This window comes from Nonomuraea insulae, assembly GCF_042656245.1.
On the sequence record NZ_JBHSPA010000039.1, the window covers coordinates 15,987 to 33,968 of the forward strand.

At 68.6% G+C, this 17,982-nt stretch carries 27 protein-coding genes; 16 read left to right on the top strand and 11 right to left on the bottom strand.

Annotated features, from left to right (window positions below; all coding sequences use genetic code 11):
• Nucleotides 1-14 precede the first annotated feature (14 nt).
• From ACFPZ3_RS32665 to ACFPZ3_RS32690, 6 genes are all read left to right on the top strand, one after another.
• Nucleotides 15-401, top strand: coding sequence for a hypothetical protein (locus ACFPZ3_RS32665; protein ID WP_379518148.1), 387 nt, complete (start codon nucleotides 15-17; stop codon nucleotides 399-401).
• A gap of 226 nt (nucleotides 402-627) precedes the next feature.
• Nucleotides 628-960, top strand: coding sequence for a sialidase family protein (locus ACFPZ3_RS32670; RefSeq protein ID WP_379518149.1), 333 nt, complete (start codon nucleotides 628-630; stop codon nucleotides 958-960).
• A gap of 191 nt (nucleotides 961-1,151) precedes the next feature.
• Entirely contained in the window at nucleotides 1,152-1,493 is a 342-nt protein-coding gene (locus tag ACFPZ3_RS32675) for an ArsR/SmtB family transcription factor (protein WP_379518150.1), read from the top strand.
• Between the two features lie 26 nt (nucleotides 1,494-1,519).
• On the top strand, nucleotides 1,520-2,620 hold the full coding sequence (gene arsB, locus ACFPZ3_RS32680; protein WP_379518151.1) for an ACR3 family arsenite efflux transporter: 1,101 nt from the start codon (nucleotides 1,520-1,522) through the stop codon (nucleotides 2,618-2,620).
• Complete coding sequence (locus tag ACFPZ3_RS32685) at nucleotides 2,613-3,014, top strand: arsenate reductase ArsC (RefSeq protein WP_379518152.1); 402 nt, start codon at nucleotides 2,613-2,615, stop codon at nucleotides 3,012-3,014. Before arsB ends, ACFPZ3_RS32685 begins: the two co-directional genes overlap by 8 nt.
• 230 nt (nucleotides 3,015-3,244) lie before the next feature.
• The gene (locus ACFPZ3_RS32690; protein WP_379518153.1) at nucleotides 3,245-3,421 is read left to right on the top strand and encodes a hypothetical protein; all 177 of its coding nucleotides are present in this window, start codon (nucleotides 3,245-3,247) and stop codon (nucleotides 3,419-3,421) included.
• A 338-nt stretch (nucleotides 3,422-3,759) separates the two neighbouring features.
• Here the strand turns inward: ACFPZ3_RS32690 and ACFPZ3_RS32695 are convergent, their stop codons facing one another.
• Nucleotides 3,760-4,167, bottom strand: a complete 408-nt coding sequence (locus tag ACFPZ3_RS32695; protein ID WP_379518154.1) for an STAS domain-containing protein — start codon at nucleotides 4,165-4,167, stop codon at nucleotides 3,760-3,762.
• A gap of 106 nt (nucleotides 4,168-4,273) precedes the next feature.
• Nucleotides 4,274-4,666, bottom strand: coding sequence for a MerR family transcriptional regulator (locus ACFPZ3_RS32700; protein ID WP_379518155.1), 393 nt, complete (start codon nucleotides 4,664-4,666; stop codon nucleotides 4,274-4,276).
• Nucleotides 4,667-5,175: 509 nt separating this feature from the next.
• Between ACFPZ3_RS32700 and ACFPZ3_RS32705 the strand changes: the two genes are divergently transcribed.
• Both ACFPZ3_RS32705 and ACFPZ3_RS32710 read left to right on the top strand, forming a co-directional pair.
• On the top strand, nucleotides 5,176-5,793 hold the full coding sequence (locus tag ACFPZ3_RS32705) for an STAS domain-containing protein (protein ID WP_379518156.1): 618 nt from the start codon (nucleotides 5,176-5,178) through the stop codon (nucleotides 5,791-5,793).
• A 376-nt stretch (nucleotides 5,794-6,169) separates the two neighbouring features.
• Nucleotides 6,170-6,313 (top strand): hypothetical protein, encoded by a 144-nt coding sequence (locus ACFPZ3_RS32710; protein WP_379518157.1) that lies wholly within the window; start codon nucleotides 6,170-6,172, stop codon nucleotides 6,311-6,313.
• A 69-nt stretch (nucleotides 6,314-6,382) separates the two neighbouring features.
• Here ACFPZ3_RS32710 and ACFPZ3_RS32715 read toward each other — a convergent pair whose 3' ends face one another.
• On the bottom strand, nucleotides 6,383-6,853 hold the full coding sequence (locus tag ACFPZ3_RS32715; protein WP_379518158.1) for an ATP-binding protein: 471 nt from the start codon (nucleotides 6,851-6,853) through the stop codon (nucleotides 6,383-6,385).
• Nucleotides 6,854-7,240: 387 nt separating this feature from the next.
• Between ACFPZ3_RS32715 and ACFPZ3_RS32720 the strand changes: the two genes are divergently transcribed.
• Entirely contained in the window at nucleotides 7,241-7,618 is a 378-nt protein-coding gene (locus tag ACFPZ3_RS32720; RefSeq protein ID WP_379518159.1) for an STAS domain-containing protein, read from the top strand.
• 8 nt (nucleotides 7,619-7,626) lie between these two features.
• On the opposite strand, the gene ACFPZ3_RS32725 is transcribed toward ACFPZ3_RS32720, so the two are convergent.
• Nucleotides 7,627-8,061, bottom strand: coding sequence for an STAS domain-containing protein (locus ACFPZ3_RS32725; RefSeq protein WP_379518160.1), 435 nt, complete (start codon nucleotides 8,059-8,061; stop codon nucleotides 7,627-7,629).
• 391 nt (nucleotides 8,062-8,452) lie between these two features.
• Here ACFPZ3_RS32725 and ACFPZ3_RS32730 point away from each other — a divergent pair, with 391 nt between their 5' ends.
• The 4 genes from ACFPZ3_RS32730 (at nucleotide 8,453) to ACFPZ3_RS32745 (ending at nucleotide 11,696) form a co-directional block, all read left to right on the top strand.
• On the top strand, nucleotides 8,453-9,367 hold the full coding sequence (locus tag ACFPZ3_RS32730; protein ID WP_379518161.1) for an NAD-dependent epimerase/dehydratase family protein: 915 nt from the start codon (nucleotides 8,453-8,455) through the stop codon (nucleotides 9,365-9,367).
• Nucleotides 9,364-9,567 carry a hypothetical protein gene (locus ACFPZ3_RS32735; RefSeq protein WP_379518162.1) on the top strand — a complete coding sequence of 68 codons (204 nt, stop codon included), beginning with the start codon at nucleotides 9,364-9,366 and terminating at the stop codon, nucleotides 9,565-9,567. Before ACFPZ3_RS32730 ends, ACFPZ3_RS32735 begins: the two co-directional genes overlap by 4 nt.
• A gap of 743 nt (nucleotides 9,568-10,310) precedes the next feature.
• A complete protein-coding gene (locus ACFPZ3_RS32740) occupies nucleotides 10,311-10,952 on the top strand; it encodes a zinc metalloprotease (protein ID WP_379518163.1) in 642 nt (213 codons plus the stop codon).
• Between the two features lie 228 nt (nucleotides 10,953-11,180).
• Nucleotides 11,181-11,696, top strand: coding sequence for an ATP-binding cassette domain-containing protein (locus tag ACFPZ3_RS32745; protein ID WP_379518164.1), 516 nt, complete (start codon nucleotides 11,181-11,183; stop codon nucleotides 11,694-11,696).
• 126 nt (nucleotides 11,697-11,822) lie between these two features.
• Here ACFPZ3_RS32745 and ACFPZ3_RS32750 read toward each other — a convergent pair whose 3' ends face one another.
• From ACFPZ3_RS32750 to ACFPZ3_RS32765, 4 genes are all read right to left on the bottom strand, one after another.
• The gene (locus ACFPZ3_RS32750) at nucleotides 11,823-12,743 is read right to left on the bottom strand and encodes a phosphotransferase (protein WP_379518165.1); all 921 of its coding nucleotides are present in this window, start codon (nucleotides 12,741-12,743) and stop codon (nucleotides 11,823-11,825) included.
• Between the two features lie 40 nt (nucleotides 12,744-12,783).
• Entirely contained in the window at nucleotides 12,784-13,047 is a 264-nt protein-coding gene (locus ACFPZ3_RS32755) for a hypothetical protein (protein WP_379518166.1), read from the bottom strand.
• Between the two features lie 119 nt (nucleotides 13,048-13,166).
• Nucleotides 13,167-13,544, bottom strand: coding sequence for a hypothetical protein (locus ACFPZ3_RS32760; RefSeq protein WP_379518167.1), 378 nt, complete (start codon nucleotides 13,542-13,544; stop codon nucleotides 13,167-13,169).
• Nucleotides 13,541-14,023 carry an NUDIX hydrolase gene (locus ACFPZ3_RS32765; RefSeq protein WP_379518168.1) on the bottom strand — a complete coding sequence of 161 codons (483 nt, stop codon included), beginning with the start codon at nucleotides 14,021-14,023 and terminating at the stop codon, nucleotides 13,541-13,543. Before ACFPZ3_RS32765 ends, ACFPZ3_RS32760 begins: the two co-directional genes overlap by 4 nt.
• A gap of 228 nt (nucleotides 14,024-14,251) precedes the next feature.
• Between ACFPZ3_RS32765 and ACFPZ3_RS32770 the strand changes: the two genes are divergently transcribed.
• The 3 genes from ACFPZ3_RS32770 to ACFPZ3_RS32780 all read left to right on the top strand — a co-directional run bounded on the left by ACFPZ3_RS32770 (nucleotide 14,252) and on the right by ACFPZ3_RS32780 (nucleotide 16,043).
• Nucleotides 14,252-14,842, top strand: a complete 591-nt coding sequence (locus ACFPZ3_RS32770; protein ID WP_379518169.1) for a hypothetical protein — start codon at nucleotides 14,252-14,254, stop codon at nucleotides 14,840-14,842.
• The gene (locus ACFPZ3_RS32775) at nucleotides 14,839-15,342 is read left to right on the top strand and encodes a hypothetical protein (RefSeq protein WP_379518170.1); all 504 of its coding nucleotides are present in this window, start codon (nucleotides 14,839-14,841) and stop codon (nucleotides 15,340-15,342) included. Before ACFPZ3_RS32770 ends, ACFPZ3_RS32775 begins: the two co-directional genes overlap by 4 nt.
• 152 nt (nucleotides 15,343-15,494) lie before the next feature.
• Complete coding sequence (locus tag ACFPZ3_RS32780) at nucleotides 15,495-16,043, top strand: RICIN domain-containing protein (RefSeq protein WP_379518171.1); 549 nt, start codon at nucleotides 15,495-15,497, stop codon at nucleotides 16,041-16,043.
• Nucleotides 16,044-16,271: 228 nt separating this feature from the next.
• On the opposite strand, the gene ACFPZ3_RS32785 is transcribed toward ACFPZ3_RS32780, so the two are convergent.
• Genes ACFPZ3_RS32785 through ACFPZ3_RS32795 form a run of 3 tightly spaced genes read right to left on the bottom strand, consistent with a single transcriptional unit; the run spans nucleotide 16,272 to nucleotide 17,960 of the window.
• Nucleotides 16,272-17,165 carry a hypothetical protein gene (locus ACFPZ3_RS32785; protein WP_379518172.1) on the bottom strand — a complete coding sequence of 298 codons (894 nt, stop codon included), beginning with the start codon at nucleotides 17,163-17,165 and terminating at the stop codon, nucleotides 16,272-16,274.
• Nucleotides 17,162-17,437 carry a hypothetical protein gene (locus ACFPZ3_RS32790; protein WP_379518173.1) on the bottom strand — a complete coding sequence of 92 codons (276 nt, stop codon included), beginning with the start codon at nucleotides 17,435-17,437 and terminating at the stop codon, nucleotides 17,162-17,164. Before ACFPZ3_RS32790 ends, ACFPZ3_RS32785 begins: the two co-directional genes overlap by 4 nt.
• Entirely contained in the window at nucleotides 17,400-17,960 is a 561-nt protein-coding gene (locus ACFPZ3_RS32795; RefSeq protein ID WP_379518174.1) for a TetR family transcriptional regulator, read from the bottom strand. Before ACFPZ3_RS32795 ends, ACFPZ3_RS32790 begins: the two co-directional genes overlap by 38 nt.
• Between the last annotated feature and the right edge of the window lie 22 nt (nucleotides 17,961-17,982).

The following is a 17,982-nucleotide window of genomic DNA, read 5'->3' on the forward strand; positions in this document are numbered from 1 at the left end:
GCAGGGGGTACCCAGTGACCACCTCCGCAACCCGCCGAGGACTTGCCCGGCTGACGGCCCCACCGATCGTCATCGCCGCGGCACTGATCCTCACGGCCACCCCGGCGCTGGCGAACGTCGCGGTGATCGAGATCGGCGCCGACACCTTCACCAACGCCACCAGCCAGCACCGTACGCAGGTCGAATCTGACACCTTCCAGTTCGGCAGCACCATCGTCGCCGCCCACCAGACGGGCAGATTCTTCGACGGCGGCGCCTCCGACGTCGCCTTCGCCACCTCCACCAACAACGGCGCCACCTGGACCCGGGGCAATCTGCCCGGCATCACCAGGTTCGCCGGGGGACGTTCAACCGGGTCAGCGACGCGGCCGTGGCCTACGCCATGCACAACGTCTGGATGATCTCCACGCTCGCGCTGACCGACACAGCCGGGGTCGTCGGCGCGGCCGTCCTCACCAGCCGTTCCACCAACGGCGGCCTGACCTGGAGCAATCCGGTCGTCACCGCCTCGGCGGGCGGGGCAACCTGGACAAGAACTGGATCGTCTGCGACAACACCGCCTCCAGCCCGTTCTTCGGCCGCTGCTACACCGAGTTCGACGACAGCAGCGCCAGCAACGCGGTGCGGATGGCCCGCTCCACCAACGGCGGCCTGACCTGGACCGTGGTCAACACCTCGGCCACCGGGCTCGGCGGACAGCCGGTCGTGCGGCCCACCGGCACCGTGCTCGTGCCCTACCTCAGCAACAACAACCAGGTCCGCTCCTTCCGCTCCGTCGACGGCGGCGTCACATGGCGGGCCACCGTGCTCGTCTCGTCCGTCCAACAGCACCGTCGCGGGCGGCCAGCGCACCTCGCCCCTGCCGACGGCCGAGATCGGCTCGGCCGGCACCGCGTACGTGGCCTGGCGGGACTGCCGCTTCCAGGCAGGCTGCACCGGCAACGACATCGTGCTCAGTAAGTCCACCAGCGAGACCACCTGGGGCGCCGTCAACCGGATCACCAGCGACGGCGGCGACCGAGCTACCCGCCTGACCTCGCTTCACCACAAGATCTGGAGCCGTGCCCCTGCCTCTGGGCGATTGGCGTGGGCTCATAGATGTATGTCAATATGGTTAAGGACTTCGACAGCTATCTATATCAGGGGGTCACGTGGAGCCGCTGCAGATCCTGGATTGCAGCCCGCCGCTGGTGCGTGAGCAGTTGGACACCGAGAAGGCCGTCGAGCTCGCTCGCGTCTTCAAGGCTCTGGGTGACCCGGTCCGGCTGCGGATCCTGTCGATCGTGGCCAGCCACGCGGGCGGCGAGGTGTGCGTGTGCGACATCACCGACGCCTTCGACCTGACCCAGCCGACGATCAGCCACCACCTCAAGGTGCTCAGGGATGTCGGTCTGCTCACCCACGAACGCCGCGGCTCCTGGGTCTACTACCGGCTCATCCCGGAGAACCTGACCCAGTTGTCGGCCCTGCTGGGAATCCCGGCCACGGTCTGACGACCATCTCACCAGGGAAGAAAGACATGTCTTCGAATGCCGCCCGCGCCCAGGCGCCCGCGCAGGAGATCACCACAGCCGTCGTCGGCCGACTATCGGTCCTCGACCGGTTCCTGCCGGTGTGGATCGGCGCCGCGATGGCCGCCGGACTGCTGCTCGGCCGGTTCGTCCCCGGGCTGAACACCGCTCTGGAGGCGGTGAAGATCGGCGAGATCTCGCTGCCGATCGCGCTCGGACTGCTGCTGATGATGTACCCGGTGCTGGCCAAGGTCCGCTACGACCGGCTCGACACCGTCACCGGCGACCGCCGCATGCTCATCTCGTCCCTGCTGCTGAACTGGATCGTCGGACCGGCGCTGATGTTCGCGCTGGCCTGGACCTTCCTTCCTGACCTGCCCGAATACCGTACCGGCCTGATCATCGTCGGCTTGGCCCGCTGCATCGCCATGGTCCTCATCTGGAACGACCTGGCCTGCGGCGACCGGGAATCGGCCGCCGTGCTGGTGGCGATCAACTCCGTCTTCCAGGTGATCGCGTTCGGCGCGCTTGGTTGGTTCTACCTGCAGGTGCTGCCGAGCTGGCTCGGCCTGTCCCAGGCCGCGCTGCAGGTCTCGATGTGGGACATCGCCCAGTACGTGCTCATCTTCCTGGGCATTCCGCTGCTGGCTGGCTACCTCTCGCGCACCTGGGGTGAGCGTGCCAAAGGCAGAGCCTGGTACGAGGAGCGTTTCCTGCCCAGGGTGGGCCCGCTGGCCCTGTACGGGCTGCTGTTCACCATCGTCATCCTCTTCGCCCTCCAGGGCCACACCATCAGCGACCGGCCTCTGGACGTGGCCCGCATCGCCCTGCCCCTGCTGGCCTACTTCGCCGTCATGTGGGGCGGCTCGTTCCTGCTGGGCAAAATCATCGGCCTGCCGTACGAGCGCGCCACCACGCTGGCCTTCACCGCCGCCGGCAACAACTTCGAACTGGCCATCGCCGTGGCCGTCGGCGTCTTCGGCGTCACCTCCGGCCAGGCACTGGCCGGAGTGGTCGGCCCGCTCATCGAGGTCCCCGTCCTGGTCGCCCTGGTCTACGTCAGCCTGGCCGGCCGCCGCCTCTTCACCAAGGAGCTCATCCGTGACTGACAGGCCGAGCGTGCTGTTCGTCTGCGTACACAACGCCGGGCGCTCGCAGATGGCCGCCGGATGGTTGTCCCACCTGGCCGGCGACCGGATCGAGGTCCGCTCCGCCGGATCGGCGCCCGCCGGCCAGGTCAACCCCGTCGCGGTCGAGGCCATGCGCGAGGTCGGCATCGACATCACCGCCGAGCAGCCCAAGATCCTCACCGTCGACGCGGTAGAGGCCTCCGACGTGGTCGTCACGATGGGCTGCGGGGACGCCTGCCCGATCTTCCCCGGCAAACGCTACGAGGACTGGAAACTCGACGACCCGGCCGGCCAGGGCATCGAGGCGGTCCGGGTGATCCGCGACCAGATCCGTACCCGCATCGACAAGCTCATCGGCGAACTCACCGGCTGACGCGCCACGCCCGCCGACTACCGGGACAGCCCGCAATCTGCCGCGCCGAATCCGTCCAGCTACGGCAGGAGCGGTACAAGTGCTCCGGGCTCGTTGAGATTCAGATCGACGATTTACCCGCCCACCTGGCCGCGGTGCATCTGCGGTTGTAGGGCTTTCTCGGGCTCGTCGCGAATGGGCCGGTGAGACCGCCCCGCGAGATGCTGAGCGTCTCGTCACCGTTCGCCGCAGTGAAGAAACTCGCCGCCAGCAGTATGAAGATCGGCCCGGAGATCCGAGTTCACTTGTCCCCGCTGCAATGGGAACACATCAACTTCCACGGGACCTACCCGTTCAACCGGCCGGAACTGCCCGGCCGATTGCGGGAGCTGCGCGACCCCAACACCGACGACGACCCGGAGCTGTGACGATCGGTGCGCCGTGGGCTGACTACCGGGGCTGGGTCGGTGTAGGGAGAAGGTAGCGGGGCATTAGTAGGCACAATCGCCCCACGAGGAGGGCTGGCTGGCGGAAGGTGGCGGTCGTCGGGATCTGGCTGATGCGCCGGCTGAGTGACGAGGTCAGCGTCGACCTCGGCGATGGCATCACGCGGCTGCACCTGCGCTTTCGTAAGACGGGCAGGACCCGCCCATGGCGGTGCCGGCGAACAGGGCGATCAGCAGGCTGATGGGCAGGGCCGGGCTCGGGGAAGTGCCGGTCTGGGTGGAGGTCGTAGCGGTTGCGCCGGCTGATCCGCGTCCCGGGGTTAGTCACCCGCGGTGGTTGTCTTCGGCGGGTCCGGCTGGGGCGGCGGCTGAACGGTCTGGATAGCCTCCTGCTCTGAGGCTTCGACCTGGAACGCGGTGCGCAGGCCGGTGATCGTCAAGATGCGCTCCAGCAGGGGCGGGATGGCCGACAGGATCAGGTTGCTGTGCTGTTCGCGGCTTTGCTTGAGCAGGAGCACCAGCACGCCGATGCCCATGGAGTCACAGAACGTCACGCCGCTCAAGTCCAGGACCAGGCCCTGCGTGGCCTGCCAGGCGTCCTTGACCTGGCGGTGCAGCAGTTCCGAGGTCTGATAGTCCAGCTCGCCGACCACGCGGGCGACGATGAAGCCCTCGTGCAGGCCGATGGTGACGGTGAAACGCTCGGCGGAATCGTTCTCCTCGGTCACGGGGGCCATTCCTTTGGTCGCGGCGCTGTCTGACGTCGTTGCCGTTCGTTGCTGTGCGGCGGGATCCCCGGTGACCCCGGCTGTGCCGGGGCCGGAACGCAGGCGGTCAGTCGCGTTGGCGCAGTTCTTCGTTGATGCGGAGCGCCTCGGCGAGTTGGTCTTCAAGGATGATGATGCGGCAGGCCGCCTCCAGGGCGGTGCCGGCGTCGGCGAGTTCGCGGGCGCGGGCGGCCAGGCGGAGCTGGTAGCGGGAGAAGCGGCGGTGGCCGCCTTCCGAGCGCAGCGGTTCGATCAGTTTGGCGGCGCCGAGGCTGCGCAGGAATGCCGGGCTGACGCCGAGGATCTCGGCGGCCCGGCCCATGCTGTATGCCGGGTAGTCCTCGTCATCGAGCCGTTGCCCGGGACTGCTGGAGGCGGCGGCCGCCGTGGCAGCCGCCGTGTCGTTGGCGCGGCGGTGCGGGGTCCGCCTGGAGTGCGACACCTGGTCTTGTTGATCCATGCAACCTTCCCGAATGCGAACAGGGGCCCCGGCGCATGGATGCGCCGGGGCCCGAATTGAGGTTTAACACCATCGACCGGCCCTTCGGCCGGTTCACCTCTTCCGCAGATGCCCGCCCGCTGAGGCGGGGTGCGGGGATCGCGTAAGCGTGACCGTAGACCACCGTCCTGTTCGTGGAGCTGCGGTACCCGTGCGGCGATGACATCCAGCCGACTACGGGCGATCCTGATGGCGTTCAACACTCCTTTCCGGTTTTCCCTACGTCGGCACCCGTGTCGAGAACGTGCGTCGACCTTCGTGCAACGGCAGCGCGTCCACCGCCCCGGCCCTCTTCCCACTTGCGCTGGCCGCGGCAGTCCGACCTTCTGCCTTTCCTTCGTTTCCTTCGTTCCCGTGCTGCTGTCCACGTCCGTCCGGGCAGTTCGTCATGGTGCTCGTGCTGCGCTGCCCTCGTGGATCCGTCCTTGCGATGTCACAGACACTATCCCCAACCGGCGCGAATGTCTACCGTGACGACAACAGATTTTCTGCCTGCCAAGGGCAAGAACCTGCCCTCTCCCGACATGATCGATGCCAGAGCGGGCAGAGCCCCAGGCAGTGAGGTGATGGCGATGGGCGAGTACGAGCACGGCCAGGTCCAGATCCACGGGCGGATTTACGGGCAGAGCCAGTGGCGGAGTCACGGGCAGGGAAACAGGCAGGGAAACAGGCAGGGGAACGGGCGGGGTGATGAGCTGGCGATCGTGGTGCTGTGGAGCTCCGCGGTCTGCCCGGTGATCGCTCTGCGGGGCGAGCTGGGCGCGGCGACGGCAGCCGATCTCGTGCGCGAGGTGGAGCGTGTCCTGGCCGGGCGGCCCGCTGCGGTAGTGGTGGATCTGTCCCGGCTGGCGTTCTGCGACTTCGAAGGCATCGGGGCGCTGATCGGCGCGCACCGCCGGGCACGGCAGCTCGGCGGCGAGCTGGTGCTGACCGGAGCCCAAGGCCGATGCGCACGGCTGCTGCGCCGCACCGGCCTCGACCACGTCTTCCCCCAGCTTCCCGGCCGGACCGAGGGCGGCGCCAGGGGCATGACAGACGTCGGCCAGACCGGCGGACAGAGGCACCCGCCGCAGGTGATCGGCACGTAAACCCGGGCCAGGGCAAGGATCACGACAGGCACGGCAAAGCCCGGCCCTGCCCCCGGGTGGGCTGACGATCAAGAGGCTCGCGCGGGAGGAGACGCTGCGCGAGGCGCGTTTGTTGATCTGGTCGTGCAGTGATCGTGGGCTTATGCGCCGGCACCGGCTGGTGATTGTGCGAGGTCCGCGCATGTGTACGGCGGAGGTTCGGTGAACATGTACGGCAGATGGCCGTACGTGGTCAGGCCGATGCCGAGCTCCCGCAGCGTGGGCAGAACCTCCGCCTCCACCGTGCGGGAGATCAGTGAGTACTCGATCTGCAGGCCGGCGATAGGGCCGCAGCAGTCAGCCCTCGACGCACCTGCTCGGCGCGCTGGCCCGCGCGTTGCGGTCCTCCGACGACGAGCGCGACCACCTGTTCCACCTGGCCAGCCACCGGCCCCCGCCCGCCGAAGGGGTGGCCCGCCTGGTGCCCGCCCCAGCAGCTGCCGCTGATGTGCATGAGCGGCGGCCAGGGCTGCTGAGCTGAACGGGCGAAATAGGCCGGAAAAGAGCCTGGGAACGGGAGACCCGGCGGCGGAAGCGGGCAGCAGAGTGGTCAGCTTGCCGCTGAGGAGGGGTCGCCGCCCTTCTGCCATGGCCGCAGGTAGGTGGTGAGGGGCAGGTTCATGCGCAGGCGCAGCCGGCTGTGGCCGTGGGCCTGGTCCTGGTCGTGGGGGTGGTCGAGCGTGACCTCGTCACACAGGCGGTGGATCAGCCACAGGCCCAGATGCTGGGTGTCGGCCGGGGGTGAGGGCAGGCGCGCGGCGGCGGTCAGGTGGTCGGGCCGCAGTCGGCCGGCGTTGTCGCAGATGTCCACGATGACACCGGCAGGGCTGATGTAGGCGGTGATGGTGCCGCCGCCCGCGCCGTGCTCGAGGACATTGGTGACGGCCTCGTTGACCGCGAGCACCAGATGATCTGTTCGCGCGTCGGACAGTTCCGCATGCCGGGCGTAGACCCGGATCAGGTCGCGGATGAGCGCCAGGTCGTAGGTGATGGGGCAGTGCAGGCGGATGGGTGGGTGCATGGTCATGGCACCCCCGGATCGGCTGGGGGATGGCCTAAAGCGAGCGAGTGAGGGCAGAGGGTAAGGCGACCGAGTAAGCGAGCCGAGCCGGGCGCGTCCGTGGCGCCTCCGGCCGGAGCATCCGCGGCCGGCTCCTTGGCAGCCGGCGCGGTGGCCTGGCCGGCGCCTGGCGGGAAAGGTTGATCGCCCGACATCTGCTCCCTGCTTTGCCCGATGTGCCGCTGCTGAGCGCTCGCGCGGCACGCCGGGCGTTCTTGCTTTCGGCGATCCTGCCGCGGCGCCTTCGCGCTGCGGGTGCCCTGATCTTGTCCTGAGCTGTCCCGCCCCGCCTGAGCATGCGGTGTGGCTCGGCTCTGCCCTGAACTGCCCCTCGTGGCGTGGAGTGTGATGAGCGAGCGAACCGACGGTGCTGCTGACGTGCTGGCCATGGTGCACCCTTTCGGCCTGCGCGTGCGCGGTGACATCGACCGTGCCAGTCGGCCGGTGCTGGCCCGCGCGCTGGCCCGGGCCGTACGCATCAGCAGGGCCGATATCCACCTGGACCTGTCCGAGCTTACCTTCATCGATGTCGCCGGTCTGCGGCTGATCCTGCACACCGCTGCCGGCCTGCCGCCGCCCCGCGCGCTGGTACTGCAGGACGCGCCGGCCACCGTGAGAGATCTGCTCGCTCTGCTCGGCTGGGAACTCGGCCCGGACCAGCGGCTGCGGCCGGCAACGGACGCGAGCGATCCGCAGGGGCCGCATCCAGCGCCGCCGCCCGGGTGAGAGCGCGCTCACCTGGACTGCCCGCCTGGCCGGGCCCACGTGCTGGCCTGCGCCAGGCTGCGATAGGGCGGGAACAGATGCACCAACTGGGTGATGGTCAACAGCCGCGCCAGGGCTCCGTGCACCCCGATCAGCCGCAGTGCGCCGCCGCGTTCCTCGGCCCGGCGCTGGCTGCCGATGAGGGTCCACAACCCGCCGGAATCGCAGAACGCCAGGTCCGTCACGTCCACCACGATCTTCGGTGGCGGGTCCGCCTGCAGCAGCCGGCTGAACGTCTGGGCCAGCGGCTGCTGGGTCGTGCGATCGACTTCGCCCTCCAGATGCACCACATGACAGCCTGGCAAGCGCTGAACGTCGATGGACAGTTCCGTCATGGCGCCGCTCTTCCCCAAGGTCTGTGCCGCTGCCCACGCCTGCGGGGTAGCGGCGGCGATATCGGACATCTGCCTTCGCGCTACCCGGACGCGGCGTCGTTCTTCCCGCCCGCAGCCCAGGTAAGCAAGATGTGTCGGTGCGGCTAGACATGAACGTGTTCCACTCGATGCGGAGTTTTCGTATGGAGAACGCTCATCCTTGGGCCCATGAGACATCTCATGGTCGCAGCGGTCCTCTTGTGCGCGGCGAGCATGCTGGTTTTCGGTTCTGGGCGTTCCTCTCGCCTGGGTCTGTCCGGGTTCGCCGTCGCGAGCGTCCGCACCCCCTGTCCCACGACACCGACAGGCACCTGGGCGACAGGCACCTGGGCGGCCACGGCACCGGCGTGCCGATGCTCGGCCTGGTCACCGTGATCGCCCTTGCCGCGATCTTCCTGCGCGTTCGATGGAGGGCACGCTCATGAGAGTTCTGATCGCCGGTGCGACCGGCGCGATCGGCCGTCCCCTGGTCGCCGCCCTGCGTACGGCCGGACACGAGGTGCTGGCCATCACCCGCAAGGTCGGCGTGAGCGTCCCGGATGCCCGCTCGGTGGTCGCTGACGTGCTGGATCGTCAGGGTTTGCTGCGTGCGGTGAAGGGGATCGCGGCCGATGTGGTGATCCACGAGCTGACCGCGCTGCGCAAGCCGCCGATGAGGTTCCGGGACATGGAGCCGACCAACACGCTGCGCATCACCGGCACCAAGCACCTGCTGGAGGCGGCGCGGGCGGTGGGTGCGCGCCGGTTCCTGACCCAGTCGATGGTGCCCGGCTACGGGTACGTCGACCACGGCTCGCGCCCGCTGACCGAGCAGGATCCGTTCGGCGAACCGCGCGGCAGCAAGGTCGATCCGACCGTGGCCGCGATGCTCTCCACCGAACAGCAGGTCTTCTCGGCCGAGGGCATCGAAGGGATCGTCCTGCGCTATGGCGCCTTCTACGGCTTGTCCGGCTCGGAGGGTGTCATCGAGATGCTGCGGGCCGGCAAGCTGCCGATCCCGAGCGGGGGCAGCGGGACGATGTCGTGGATCCATCTGGCCGATGCGGCCACGGCCACGGTCGCCGCCATGGAGAAGGGCGCCCCCGAGCAGGCGTACAACATCGTGGACGACGAGCCGGCCACGTGGGGGGAGATGTTCGCTGAGCACGCCAGAGTCGCCGGCGCCCGGCCGCCGCGCCGGCTGCCCGGGTGGGTGATCCGCCTGGCGGCGCCGTACTTCGCCACCCTCATGATCGACACCTCGCTGCGGGTGTCGAACGTCAAGGCCAAGGCGGAGCTCGGCTGGACACCGGCCTATGCGACCTACCGGGAGGGCGTCGCTTCACTCCGTGCATGATCGACGGCGGGGTGCCCGGCACCATACGCGATGAGGACGAGCAGGTCCGCTACAGGAACGACCTGCTGCCCACTTTCGAACAGGAAGGCTTCGACACCGTCTTCTGGTTCAGCTTCACCGGATTCGAACTGCCGCGCCGGCCCGAACCCCCGAAGGCAACCTCAGCTCTGCGCAGTTACGACGGTTCCATCACATGGTGACCGAAGTGATCGATACGGGATACGACAGCGTGCTGGTCTTCACGTTTCCGCCTGGGACGACGCCTGAGCGTCAAGAATGGGGAGTTGGGCAACCCGCTCCCGACGACATTCTTTAGGCTGAGGGCAACGCGATGATCAAGGTCGATTGCAGTGAACCTCCGGGGGTTCTTGCACGACCGGAGGTCTGCTGCAAAACGCGCCGATATGCCAACAGGACCCATGACGTGGATGGCAACGCTGTGGGGGTATACATCGCGGTCGTCTGGGGCTTCACAGTCATCTGATCAAGTCAAGCTGATGACCGTGTGACCCGCACCACTCGGGTTGCTTGCTGACTGCTTTTATGTCAAGCCGCTCGGGAGCACCCAGGTGCGCACCGTCGCTTTGGGCCGTGCGGCGCGACTCTTGCCAGCGCCCCATGAAGTACCTGATGATACTTAGAGTGATCATACAAGTTCGTTGCGTGTTCACGTGAGGAGTGTTCGTGCGTTCTCCCATCCGTCGCTCTCTTCGCCGCCACCGTGCTGGCCGCGGCCAGCCTCACCATGCCCGTCCAGACCGCCGTCGCCTCGGCCTCGTGTGCCGTGCCGCAGAGGGCTTCCGCCGAGAGCCCCGCAGCGGACCCCAACCTCGTCAGCCCGCGTGGGGCGGCGAAGGCTGAGGCGGACCTCCGGCAGGCCGGACAGGGGCGAGCTGAAACGTCGGCGCCGAGCAGGGCCGCCGGCGCAACGATTAACGTCCTCATGCACGTCGTGACAGCCGGCGACAGCGCGACCGAGGGCAACGTCCCGGATACCAAGCTCCGGGAGCAGATCAACGTGCTCAACAGCTCTTTCGCCGGGACGGAGTTCTCGTTCCGGCTCGCCGGGGTGGACCGCACCATGCGGCCGGACTGGCACAAGGCCGAGCGGGGCAGCACCGAGGAAAACCAGATGAAGCACACCCTGCGTCGCGGCCGCGTGAGCGAACTCAACGTCTACCTGACCGACTCCAAGGACTACCTCGGGTGGGCCACCTTCCCCTGGGACTTCGCGAGCAACCCGGATAACGACGGTGTCGTCCTGAACTGGGCGGCGCTTCCCGGAGGATGGATGCACGGGTACACCCAGGGCAAGGTGCTGGTCAGCGAGGTCGGAAACTGGCTCGGCCTCTTCGACGTCTTCGAGGGTGGCTGCACCTCCCCCGGCGACCACGTCGAGGACACCCCGCCCACGGCAGCCCCCATGCAAGGCTGCCCCGAAGGCCGCGACACCTGCCCTCTGCCCGGCACCGACCCGATCCACAACTACATGAACACCACCTACGACACCTGCCGCAACCAGTTCACCCCCGGCCAGATCAAGCGCATGCATCTGACGGCCAGGCAGTACCGCGGCGTGGGCTGACCGCCGCAAGGCGCCCGGCGACCGACCTCGCCGGGCCAGCCGGCACAGGTGGTCCTGAACTACAAGACCAAGACCGGCGACGCTGGACCCCTCGGCTTCACGGCCAGCGCACGTAGTGCTCCCCGCTACGAGCACCTGAGCGATCATGACGGTGCGCCGATGAGGAGAACGCCTCGCCGGGGCGGTGCGCGACTCCTCGGCGAGGCCGAAGTGCCGCTGTAGCTCATCATGGGCAAGACCCGGCACAAGAACCCCGCACCGCCATGCGCTACGTCAAACCCGGCGCCGAAGCGATCGCCAAGGTCACCGAGGTCCTGGCACCCCGCCGCCGCACTTACTGATCAACGTCGATGCGCCGACCTGCTGATTTGGCGCTTAGCGCTGATACTCACGAGTAGAGTCCCGAGGCCCCTGACCCCGTACGCCGACCGCCGCGCCCGCACCCTGTCCATGGGCAACCTGCAACGCCTGGCCCTGGCCAAAGCCCTCATCCACGCCCCCGACCTGCTCATCCTGGACGAGCCGGTCAACGGCCTGGACCCCGCCGGTGTCGTGGAGATCCGCACCCTGCTCGCCGGCCTCGCCCACCAGCACGGCACCACCGTGCTGCTGTCCAGCCGTCTGCTGGCCGAGGTCGCCCGCCTGGCCACCCGCATCGGCATCATCCACCACGGCCACCTGTTCGGCGAGCACGACACCGACGGCCTGGAGCAGCAGCTAGAGCGCCGCCTGAGCATCCCATAGTTATCTAGGGTTGTGGAATCCTTTCAGCAGCTCAGAGGACGATGATCTCTTCTTTCACGTATGGCAAGTAGACCCCAGCATGCCGAGCATGGTGGGTCCGGCGCGAAGGTATGCGAGTGTGATCGATCAGCGCTGGGCTGTTGCGATGAGGCGTTGCAGTGCGGCGTGGGCGGGTGGGCCCCAGGTGGCTTTGCCGCCTGGCCGGCCGTGGACGCCGGCGTCGCCGATGAGGAGGCCGCTGAGGGCGCGGAGCACTGCCCATCCGCGGGCGCGGCGCAGGGTCGCGGCCTCCGGGGCCGGCTGGTAGGCGGCGTGGAAGAGGTCGGCGGTGTCGTCCGGCAGCAGGCTCCAGGCGGCGGCGAGGTCGCAGGCCGGATCGCCGGCGAAGAGGTCGCCGAAGTCGATCACGCCGCAGAGGGTGCCGTCCGCGGTGAGGATGTTGGCCGGATGCAGGTCGCCGTGGAGCCAGAGCGCCGGGCCTGCCCAGTCGGGCGCGGCGGCGGCGTCGTCCCAGACCGCGCGGACGGCGTCGGGGTCGGCGATGAGCCCCCTCTCGGTGGCCTCGGCGAGCTGTTTGGCGAACCCCGCAGAGCAGTCGGCCAGCGGTGATCCGCGGCCGAAGCGGCCGGCGGGCGCCTGTTCGGGTGCGGGTTGGTGCAGTGCCGTCAGGAAGGCGGCCGGGGCGATGGCCGCCTTCGCGCCGCGCGTGACGGGGGCGCGGTCGGCGGGCTCGCCTGGCACCCAGGTGGTGACAATCCAGGGGCGTGGAAACCGCGGTGAGGGCTCGCCGAGGCGTTGCGGGACGGGAACCGGCAGCGGGAGCCGCGGGGCGAGGGCGGGCAGCCAGGTGTGCTCCTTGCGCAGCAGTGCGTCCGCGTCCTGCGTTGCCCAGGGCAACCGGACGGCGAGGTCGTCGCCGAGCCGCCAGAGCTGGTTGTCCCAGCCCCGCGCGCCGAGCTTCACCGGATAATCGGCCAGGTCGGGGTGCTGGTCGCGCAGCAGATCCCGCACCAACTCCGCGGTGATCTCGATCTCGGTGTGCGTCATGCGGAGCAACATTAGCCGGATGATGAGGGACCCAGATCCCTCAGTCTCGGGCCAGGAGGGCCAGGGTTTCGGGCGCTTCCCAGGCGATCAGCTGCCGGTCAGGGTCGGTTTCTTCCTGCGCGAACTGGTTGATCAGGTCGGCGAGGGCCTGCCGGTCCTGGTCGGAGAGGCCCTCCAGGAGGATGACCACCGGCTCCAGCAACTTGGTTGTGGCCTCGGGCGTGATGTCGTCGTGGTTGCTGTGATCAAGCCAGATGACGATCTCGGTAAGCGCTTTGGCGAGGGTGTGTTCGAGCGGGGTCACGATGGGCTCCTGACTGGTCATCGGATTGCGAGGCGTGTCCCGGGGCGGCTGACACGACACGGGAGGCGGCCCTGGTCAGCCTGCTGCCGGCTCGGTGAGTCGGGCTTCCATCTCGGCGATCATCTGGCGAGCAGGCCGGTGTTCTCCTGCCGGACCACCTGCGGGCCGACCTTGTCGATGCCGGAGACCTTGGTGATGCACTCGTCGGCGGCCTTGGCCATCGTGCCGAACTCCGTGCGGGCGATGGAGTGGGGGTTGGCGGCCTCGAAGGTGGTGGCGCGGTGCATGTCCTTCGTCGCGGTCATCGCGGTGCGGGCGGCGGACATCGCGTCGCGGGCGCCGAACTCATCGCCCAGGCCGCGCCGCATGTAGCGGGTGACGAAGACCCGGCGCCGGGCGGGGCTTTGCGAGGGCAGGAATCGGGCCATGCAGCTGAGCCACCCACTCGACATGATGCCGCCGATCAGCCAGCCGACGGCCGGCCCTCGTTCCCTCATGCCAAATATCGGCGCAACGCCTCTCGCCCACCGGGAACGAAAGGCCATCGATCAACGACCTCCCGCAGTTCGAGCTCTGTGAGCCAGGCATGCCAAGCGACCTCGGACGGATCTGGAACCAACGGCTCGGCGATCACGGCCTCGTGCACCCCGAACCAGACAGGGCTGAACCCATCCCGGCACAGGAACTTGAACACGAAACGCACCGGGACGCCGGCGCCCACCTCCTCGGACAGCTCACGGGCCGCCGCGTCCTCATACGACTCGCCCACGTCCACGGCACCGCCGACCATCACGTCATAGTGGCCGGGAAAGCGAACATGCCCCTCGGCTCGGCGCAGCACGAGGATCCGCCGCATCGGATCGCGACAGATCGTCGTCGCAATCCGATGCATCCATCGCCGGCGCTCCGCCTCTGCCCGATCCACGACCCCCAGCACGCGGTCCCGTTCATCCACCCGCTCGACCAACTCGCCCATGCAGGACACGATCGCAGGCACCACCGACAACCTGCTCTACGAGCACCCCAAGCCAGCGATCTGCGTCACATGACCTGCCCGGAAACGCAACACAAGCGACGACCCCCAGCGCGAACACCCCAACGGAAAGCCGCCTGCTCGATCGCCACACGAACACAACCGCACACAGCGAGTGCGGGCAGAAGGAAGACTCTAGCCTGGCACATCGCTCACCAGCCGTTCGGCGTCGTGGCCGGCGCTCGGCAGTTTCATCACGCAAAAACGATCATGTTCGAAGGTTACGCGGGCACCTCGGCCTCCGGGTTCGCCGCCGAGGTCGCCGCGGAGGAAGCCGTCGCGAAACTCGACTACCTCGAGGACCTCTATCGCGACTGGGACGACGGAGGCCGCGCCGGCGGCGGTGCCGTCCAGCGCATCGACGCCGAATTCGACCGGATCCGGCGCGAGCTCGGCGACCTGCCCGGGGTCGTGGCCAGCCCGGCCCGGCTGCGCACGATGCTGCGCCATCTCACCAAGGTGCTGCATCCGGGCGCGCTCAACGACTGCTTCTTCCAGCCTGGCGTCGCCGTCTGCGCCAAGCGGGCGAAGCCGCTCGGTGGCCGGCCGTTGCCGATGATCAACATGTGTTCGGTTTGCCCGAACTCCCGGCGGACCGCCGTTCACCTGCCGCGTCTCCGCCTGGTCCGCGATCAGGCCCAGGAGGCGCTCGACGGTTCGGCGGAGCTACCGCCGCTGCAGCGGCTCGCCCTCATGCAGCATGTCAACGACTTCGACCAGCTCATCGCCGAACTTCACCAGGACGGAGCACCCTGCGCATGACCGCCACCACCACCGACACCGCGACCGACAGCGACCCGGTCGTTCAGGCCGCGTTCGCGCGTCTGGCCGGCGAACGCGCGCTCACCGACCTTTACCGGCAGATCATGGACGGCTTCGAGCGGCTCATGCTGGGCCGGCCGGAGATCAGCGACGGGACCGTCACCGTCACCAACATCTGTGTCGAGGCGGGGGTGTCCCGCGCGTCCTACTACCGCTCGCCGGTCGCCGCCGTGGTCAAGGAGCTCCTCGCGGCCCCGACGGTCGCCCGGCCCGAGGCCGAGGAGCTGCGCGCGGAAATCAGTCGGCTGAAGAAGACGGAGCGCAAGCTGCGGTCGGACAACGCCGCCGACATCCGGGAGCTGACCGACACGGTGAACACCTACGCCGACCACATCCAGGTGCTCACGCTGCGCAACGCTGAGCTGGAGGAGGAGAACAGGCTCCTGCGCGAGAAGCTGGAAGGGGCCGCGGGCAACGTCACGTCGCTGAGCAGTCGCTGAGCGGGGGCGCTGCTGCACGACTCGCTAGGGCGCTTCTCTGAGACTTCCATAACTCAACGTCACATTGATCTTACTTTAAGTGACTGGTCGTTACGGTGCTGAGAGCATCACTTTAGCATTCCGTGATCGATCAATCACAGAAGGAGAATGTGGTGTTGAAGATGCACCGAAGCCGCAGCGCACGCGCCCTCACCAGGGCCGCCGTGGTGACGGCCCTGGTGTCCTGCTCCTGGGCGATGACCGGTCTGACCGCCACCGCCGGCAGCGCCCAAGCCCGGCTCGCCGAGGGCACCTACCGGATCACCAATGTGGCCTCGAGCAGCACGATGCGGACCTACTACGCAGGCGGGGAGGCCTTCGTCTCCAGCACCAGGGAAAATCCTGGCCCGTTCGAACTCTGGCAGATCACCAACAGCAGGGACGGCAGCTACACCATCGAGAACGTCGGCATCAACATCATCAACATGCTCGACAGCTACGCCGCAGTGCGGCAGACGGCGGCCGAGGAGCCGGTCGTCACCAGCCGCGACGCCACCGACTGGTCCATCGAGCCGGCCGGCAACGGCACCTACGTCATCAAGGTTCCCGGCCAGGACCTGCTCTGGAACGCGGAGGCTCCCGTCGTCCCGCGAGGCGACGTGAAGTTGCGTGCTGCAGACGGATCCGACGCGCAGCGCTGGAGCCTCGTCCTGGCAGACTAGTGACGCGTCCGCAGGCCCACCCCTGATCACCCAGGCCCCACGCCCCTAATCCGGACAGCCGTCACCGCCACCACGGCCTGCTGACCGGCTTCCAGCCGCCTCTGACGAACACTGGCCTGCCCCCTCGATCGAGGAGGCAGGCCGCCGCTGTGTCATGACCCGCGCGCGCGGACGGAGGCTCCGCCGCCCACGCCTGCATGAGACAAACGCCTGAGACAGGTTGACGGATCACATAACGGCGCCGTCACAGAGCTCGGCGATGGCCTCGGCGCGGTCGGCGGTGAACCGGATCTGCCGCCTGTGCAGCAGCGCCAGCGCCCGCGAGGCGGCCATGCGGATCTCGGCCATGGCGTTGAAGACGTCCATGGACGCCTCGGACTCGGACCCGTCGCGGGCCGCGCGGGCTTCGGCGGCCGGCGACTCCCGCTCACGGCGCTGGGCGTCATCGAATTCGCGCTGCCGATGGCTGGTGACGTCGTCGGCGGCGGCGCGGTCGGCCGCATCAGCGGCGGCCTGGCGGGCGTCGAACTCGGCAAGGGCCTCCCGCGCCGCTGCCCGGGTCGCCTCGTCGGCCAGCAGGGCGGTCTTGACCGCCTTGGGGTGGCCGATGACGTAGGTGATGGCCGACGGGCGCGTGCCGGACGTGGCCGCCTCCCGCTCGATCGCCTCACGCCGCTCGGGCGAGATGGACCGGCCATCCAGACTGCGGTAATAGCCGTTCTCGCCATAGAACGGATATTGCTTGGCATCGGGGAGTTCGACGTCCGTGCCCGGCTGCAGAGCCATCGCATGGGGAACGACACCTTCGGCGGCCAGCCGGTTCCATGCCTGCCAGAGGGCCAGGACGCGCTTGGCGCTGGTGCCGGCCAGGCGGGCGAACTCCCGGGCGCTGACGCGCCGGAAGGTGTTTCGGTCGAAACACCTGGACTGATGTTCGAGCCGGACGCCGTCGCCCTCACCGGGCTCGACCCGTCTGGCGACCAGGTAGGCCATCAGCCAGGGGCCTTTGCGCTCCAGCGTGACGAACTGGGCGATGTCCGCGCGCAGGGCATCGTCGCCGTCATCGCGGACACCGTCGCGGGTGGCGTCGGCCGCCTGCCCAGTCGAGTCCCCGCCCGTCACGTGGTCACGGTCTTGCGCGGGGCGCGACGCTGCGCCGGGACGGCGACCGGGCGGATCGAGGTGGCCTGGCGTGCCCAGGTCATGAAGACGTCCAGGTCGTCCAATGCGACGGCGGCGTCGGCCTGCTGTGCGACGTCCAGCCGCACCAGCCCCGGGAAGCGCTTGACGAGGCGTGCGGACTGCTCGGCCAGAGCGAGGAGTCCGGCGACCAGCGCGCCGCAGTCTCTCGTGCGTTCACTGCCTGAGGAGTTCAGCGAAGCGGTCCAGCGCACGATCGGTGCGGTGGCGGTCGCCGGTGGTTGTGAGATCGAACAGCAGGCCCCGGACGACGGCCATGACCAACGTGGGTGTGACGGTGTCGTCAGGACCGGTGGAGACGTCGCGGAATGTGGCACCGAGAGTGTCGAACCAGTCCGTGATCGCCTCGTCCTGGTCGGGGTAGGTCTCGGGGTGGACCAGGCCGTCGGCGTGCACCTCGAAGAACAGCCGGACGAACGGCGCACGTTCGTCTGCGCTGATCCATGCCCAGATGCCACGCAGCCGCTCTTGCGCGGAGCCCGTCTCCGGCGGAAGGTGCTCGGCCAGGCGCACCGCACCTCGGCGACGGGCCTCGGCCAGCACCGCAGCAACCAACTCCTGTTTGCTGCCGAAGTCGTAGAGCAGCATCCGTGGGCTGGTGTCGAGGGCCGCGGCCAGAGGCCGCAGGCTCAGCCCGGCCAACCCGTGCGCCAGCACGTAGTCGGTCGCCCGCGCCAGCGTGCGCTCGCGCCGGGCGAGATCTGCGGGTCGCCCCACGGTGGATCTCCTCTCAGCGGCC

What these genes read in the sequence shown, in the direction of transcription:
- ACFPZ3_RS32725 (WP_379518160.1), bottom strand. Translation starts at nt 8,061, where the DNA reads ATGTCCGATATCGCCGCCGCTACCCCGCAGGCGTGGGCAGCGGCACAG.
- ACFPZ3_RS32750 (WP_379518165.1), bottom strand. Translation starts at nt 12,743, where the DNA reads ATGACGCACACCGAGATCGAGATCACCGCGGAGTTGGTGCGGGATCTG.
- ACFPZ3_RS32720 (WP_379518159.1), top strand. Translation starts at nt 7,241, where the DNA reads ATGAGCGAGCGAACCGACGGTGCTGCTGACGTGCTGGCCATGGTGCAC.
- arsB (WP_379518151.1), top strand. Translation starts at nt 1,520, where the DNA reads ATGTCTTCGAATGCCGCCCGCGCCCAGGCGCCCGCGCAGGAGATCACC.
- ACFPZ3_RS32740 (WP_379518163.1), top strand. Translation starts at nt 10,311, where the DNA reads ATGCACGTCGTGACAGCCGGCGACAGCGCGACCGAGGGCAACGTCCCG.
- ACFPZ3_RS32765 (WP_379518168.1), bottom strand. Translation starts at nt 14,023, where the DNA reads ATGGGCGAGTTGGTCGAGCGGGTGGATGAACGGGACCGCGTGCTGGGG.
- ACFPZ3_RS32670 (WP_379518149.1), top strand. Translation starts at nt 628, where the DNA reads ATGGCCCGCTCCACCAACGGCGGCCTGACCTGGACCGTGGTCAACACC.
- ACFPZ3_RS32730 (WP_379518161.1), top strand. Translation starts at nt 8,453, where the DNA reads ATGAGAGTTCTGATCGCCGGTGCGACCGGCGCGATCGGCCGTCCCCTG.
- ACFPZ3_RS32700 (WP_379518155.1), bottom strand. Translation starts at nt 4,666, where the DNA reads ATGGATCAACAAGACCAGGTGTCGCACTCCAGGCGGACCCCGCACCGC.
- ACFPZ3_RS32775 (WP_379518170.1), top strand. Translation starts at nt 14,839, where the DNA reads ATGACCGCCACCACCACCGACACCGCGACCGACAGCGACCCGGTCGTT.
- ACFPZ3_RS32760 (WP_379518167.1), bottom strand. Translation starts at nt 13,544, where the DNA reads ATGAGGGAACGAGGGCCGGCCGTCGGCTGGCTGATCGGCGGCATCATG.
- ACFPZ3_RS32735 (WP_379518162.1), top strand. Translation starts at nt 9,364, where the DNA reads ATGATCGACGGCGGGGTGCCCGGCACCATACGCGATGAGGACGAGCAG.
- ACFPZ3_RS32715 (WP_379518158.1), bottom strand. Translation starts at nt 6,853, where the DNA reads ATGCACCCACCCATCCGCCTGCACTGCCCCATCACCTACGACCTGGCG.
- ACFPZ3_RS32745 (WP_379518164.1), top strand. Translation starts at nt 11,181, where the DNA reads ATGGGCAAGACCCGGCACAAGAACCCCGCACCGCCATGCGCTACGTCA.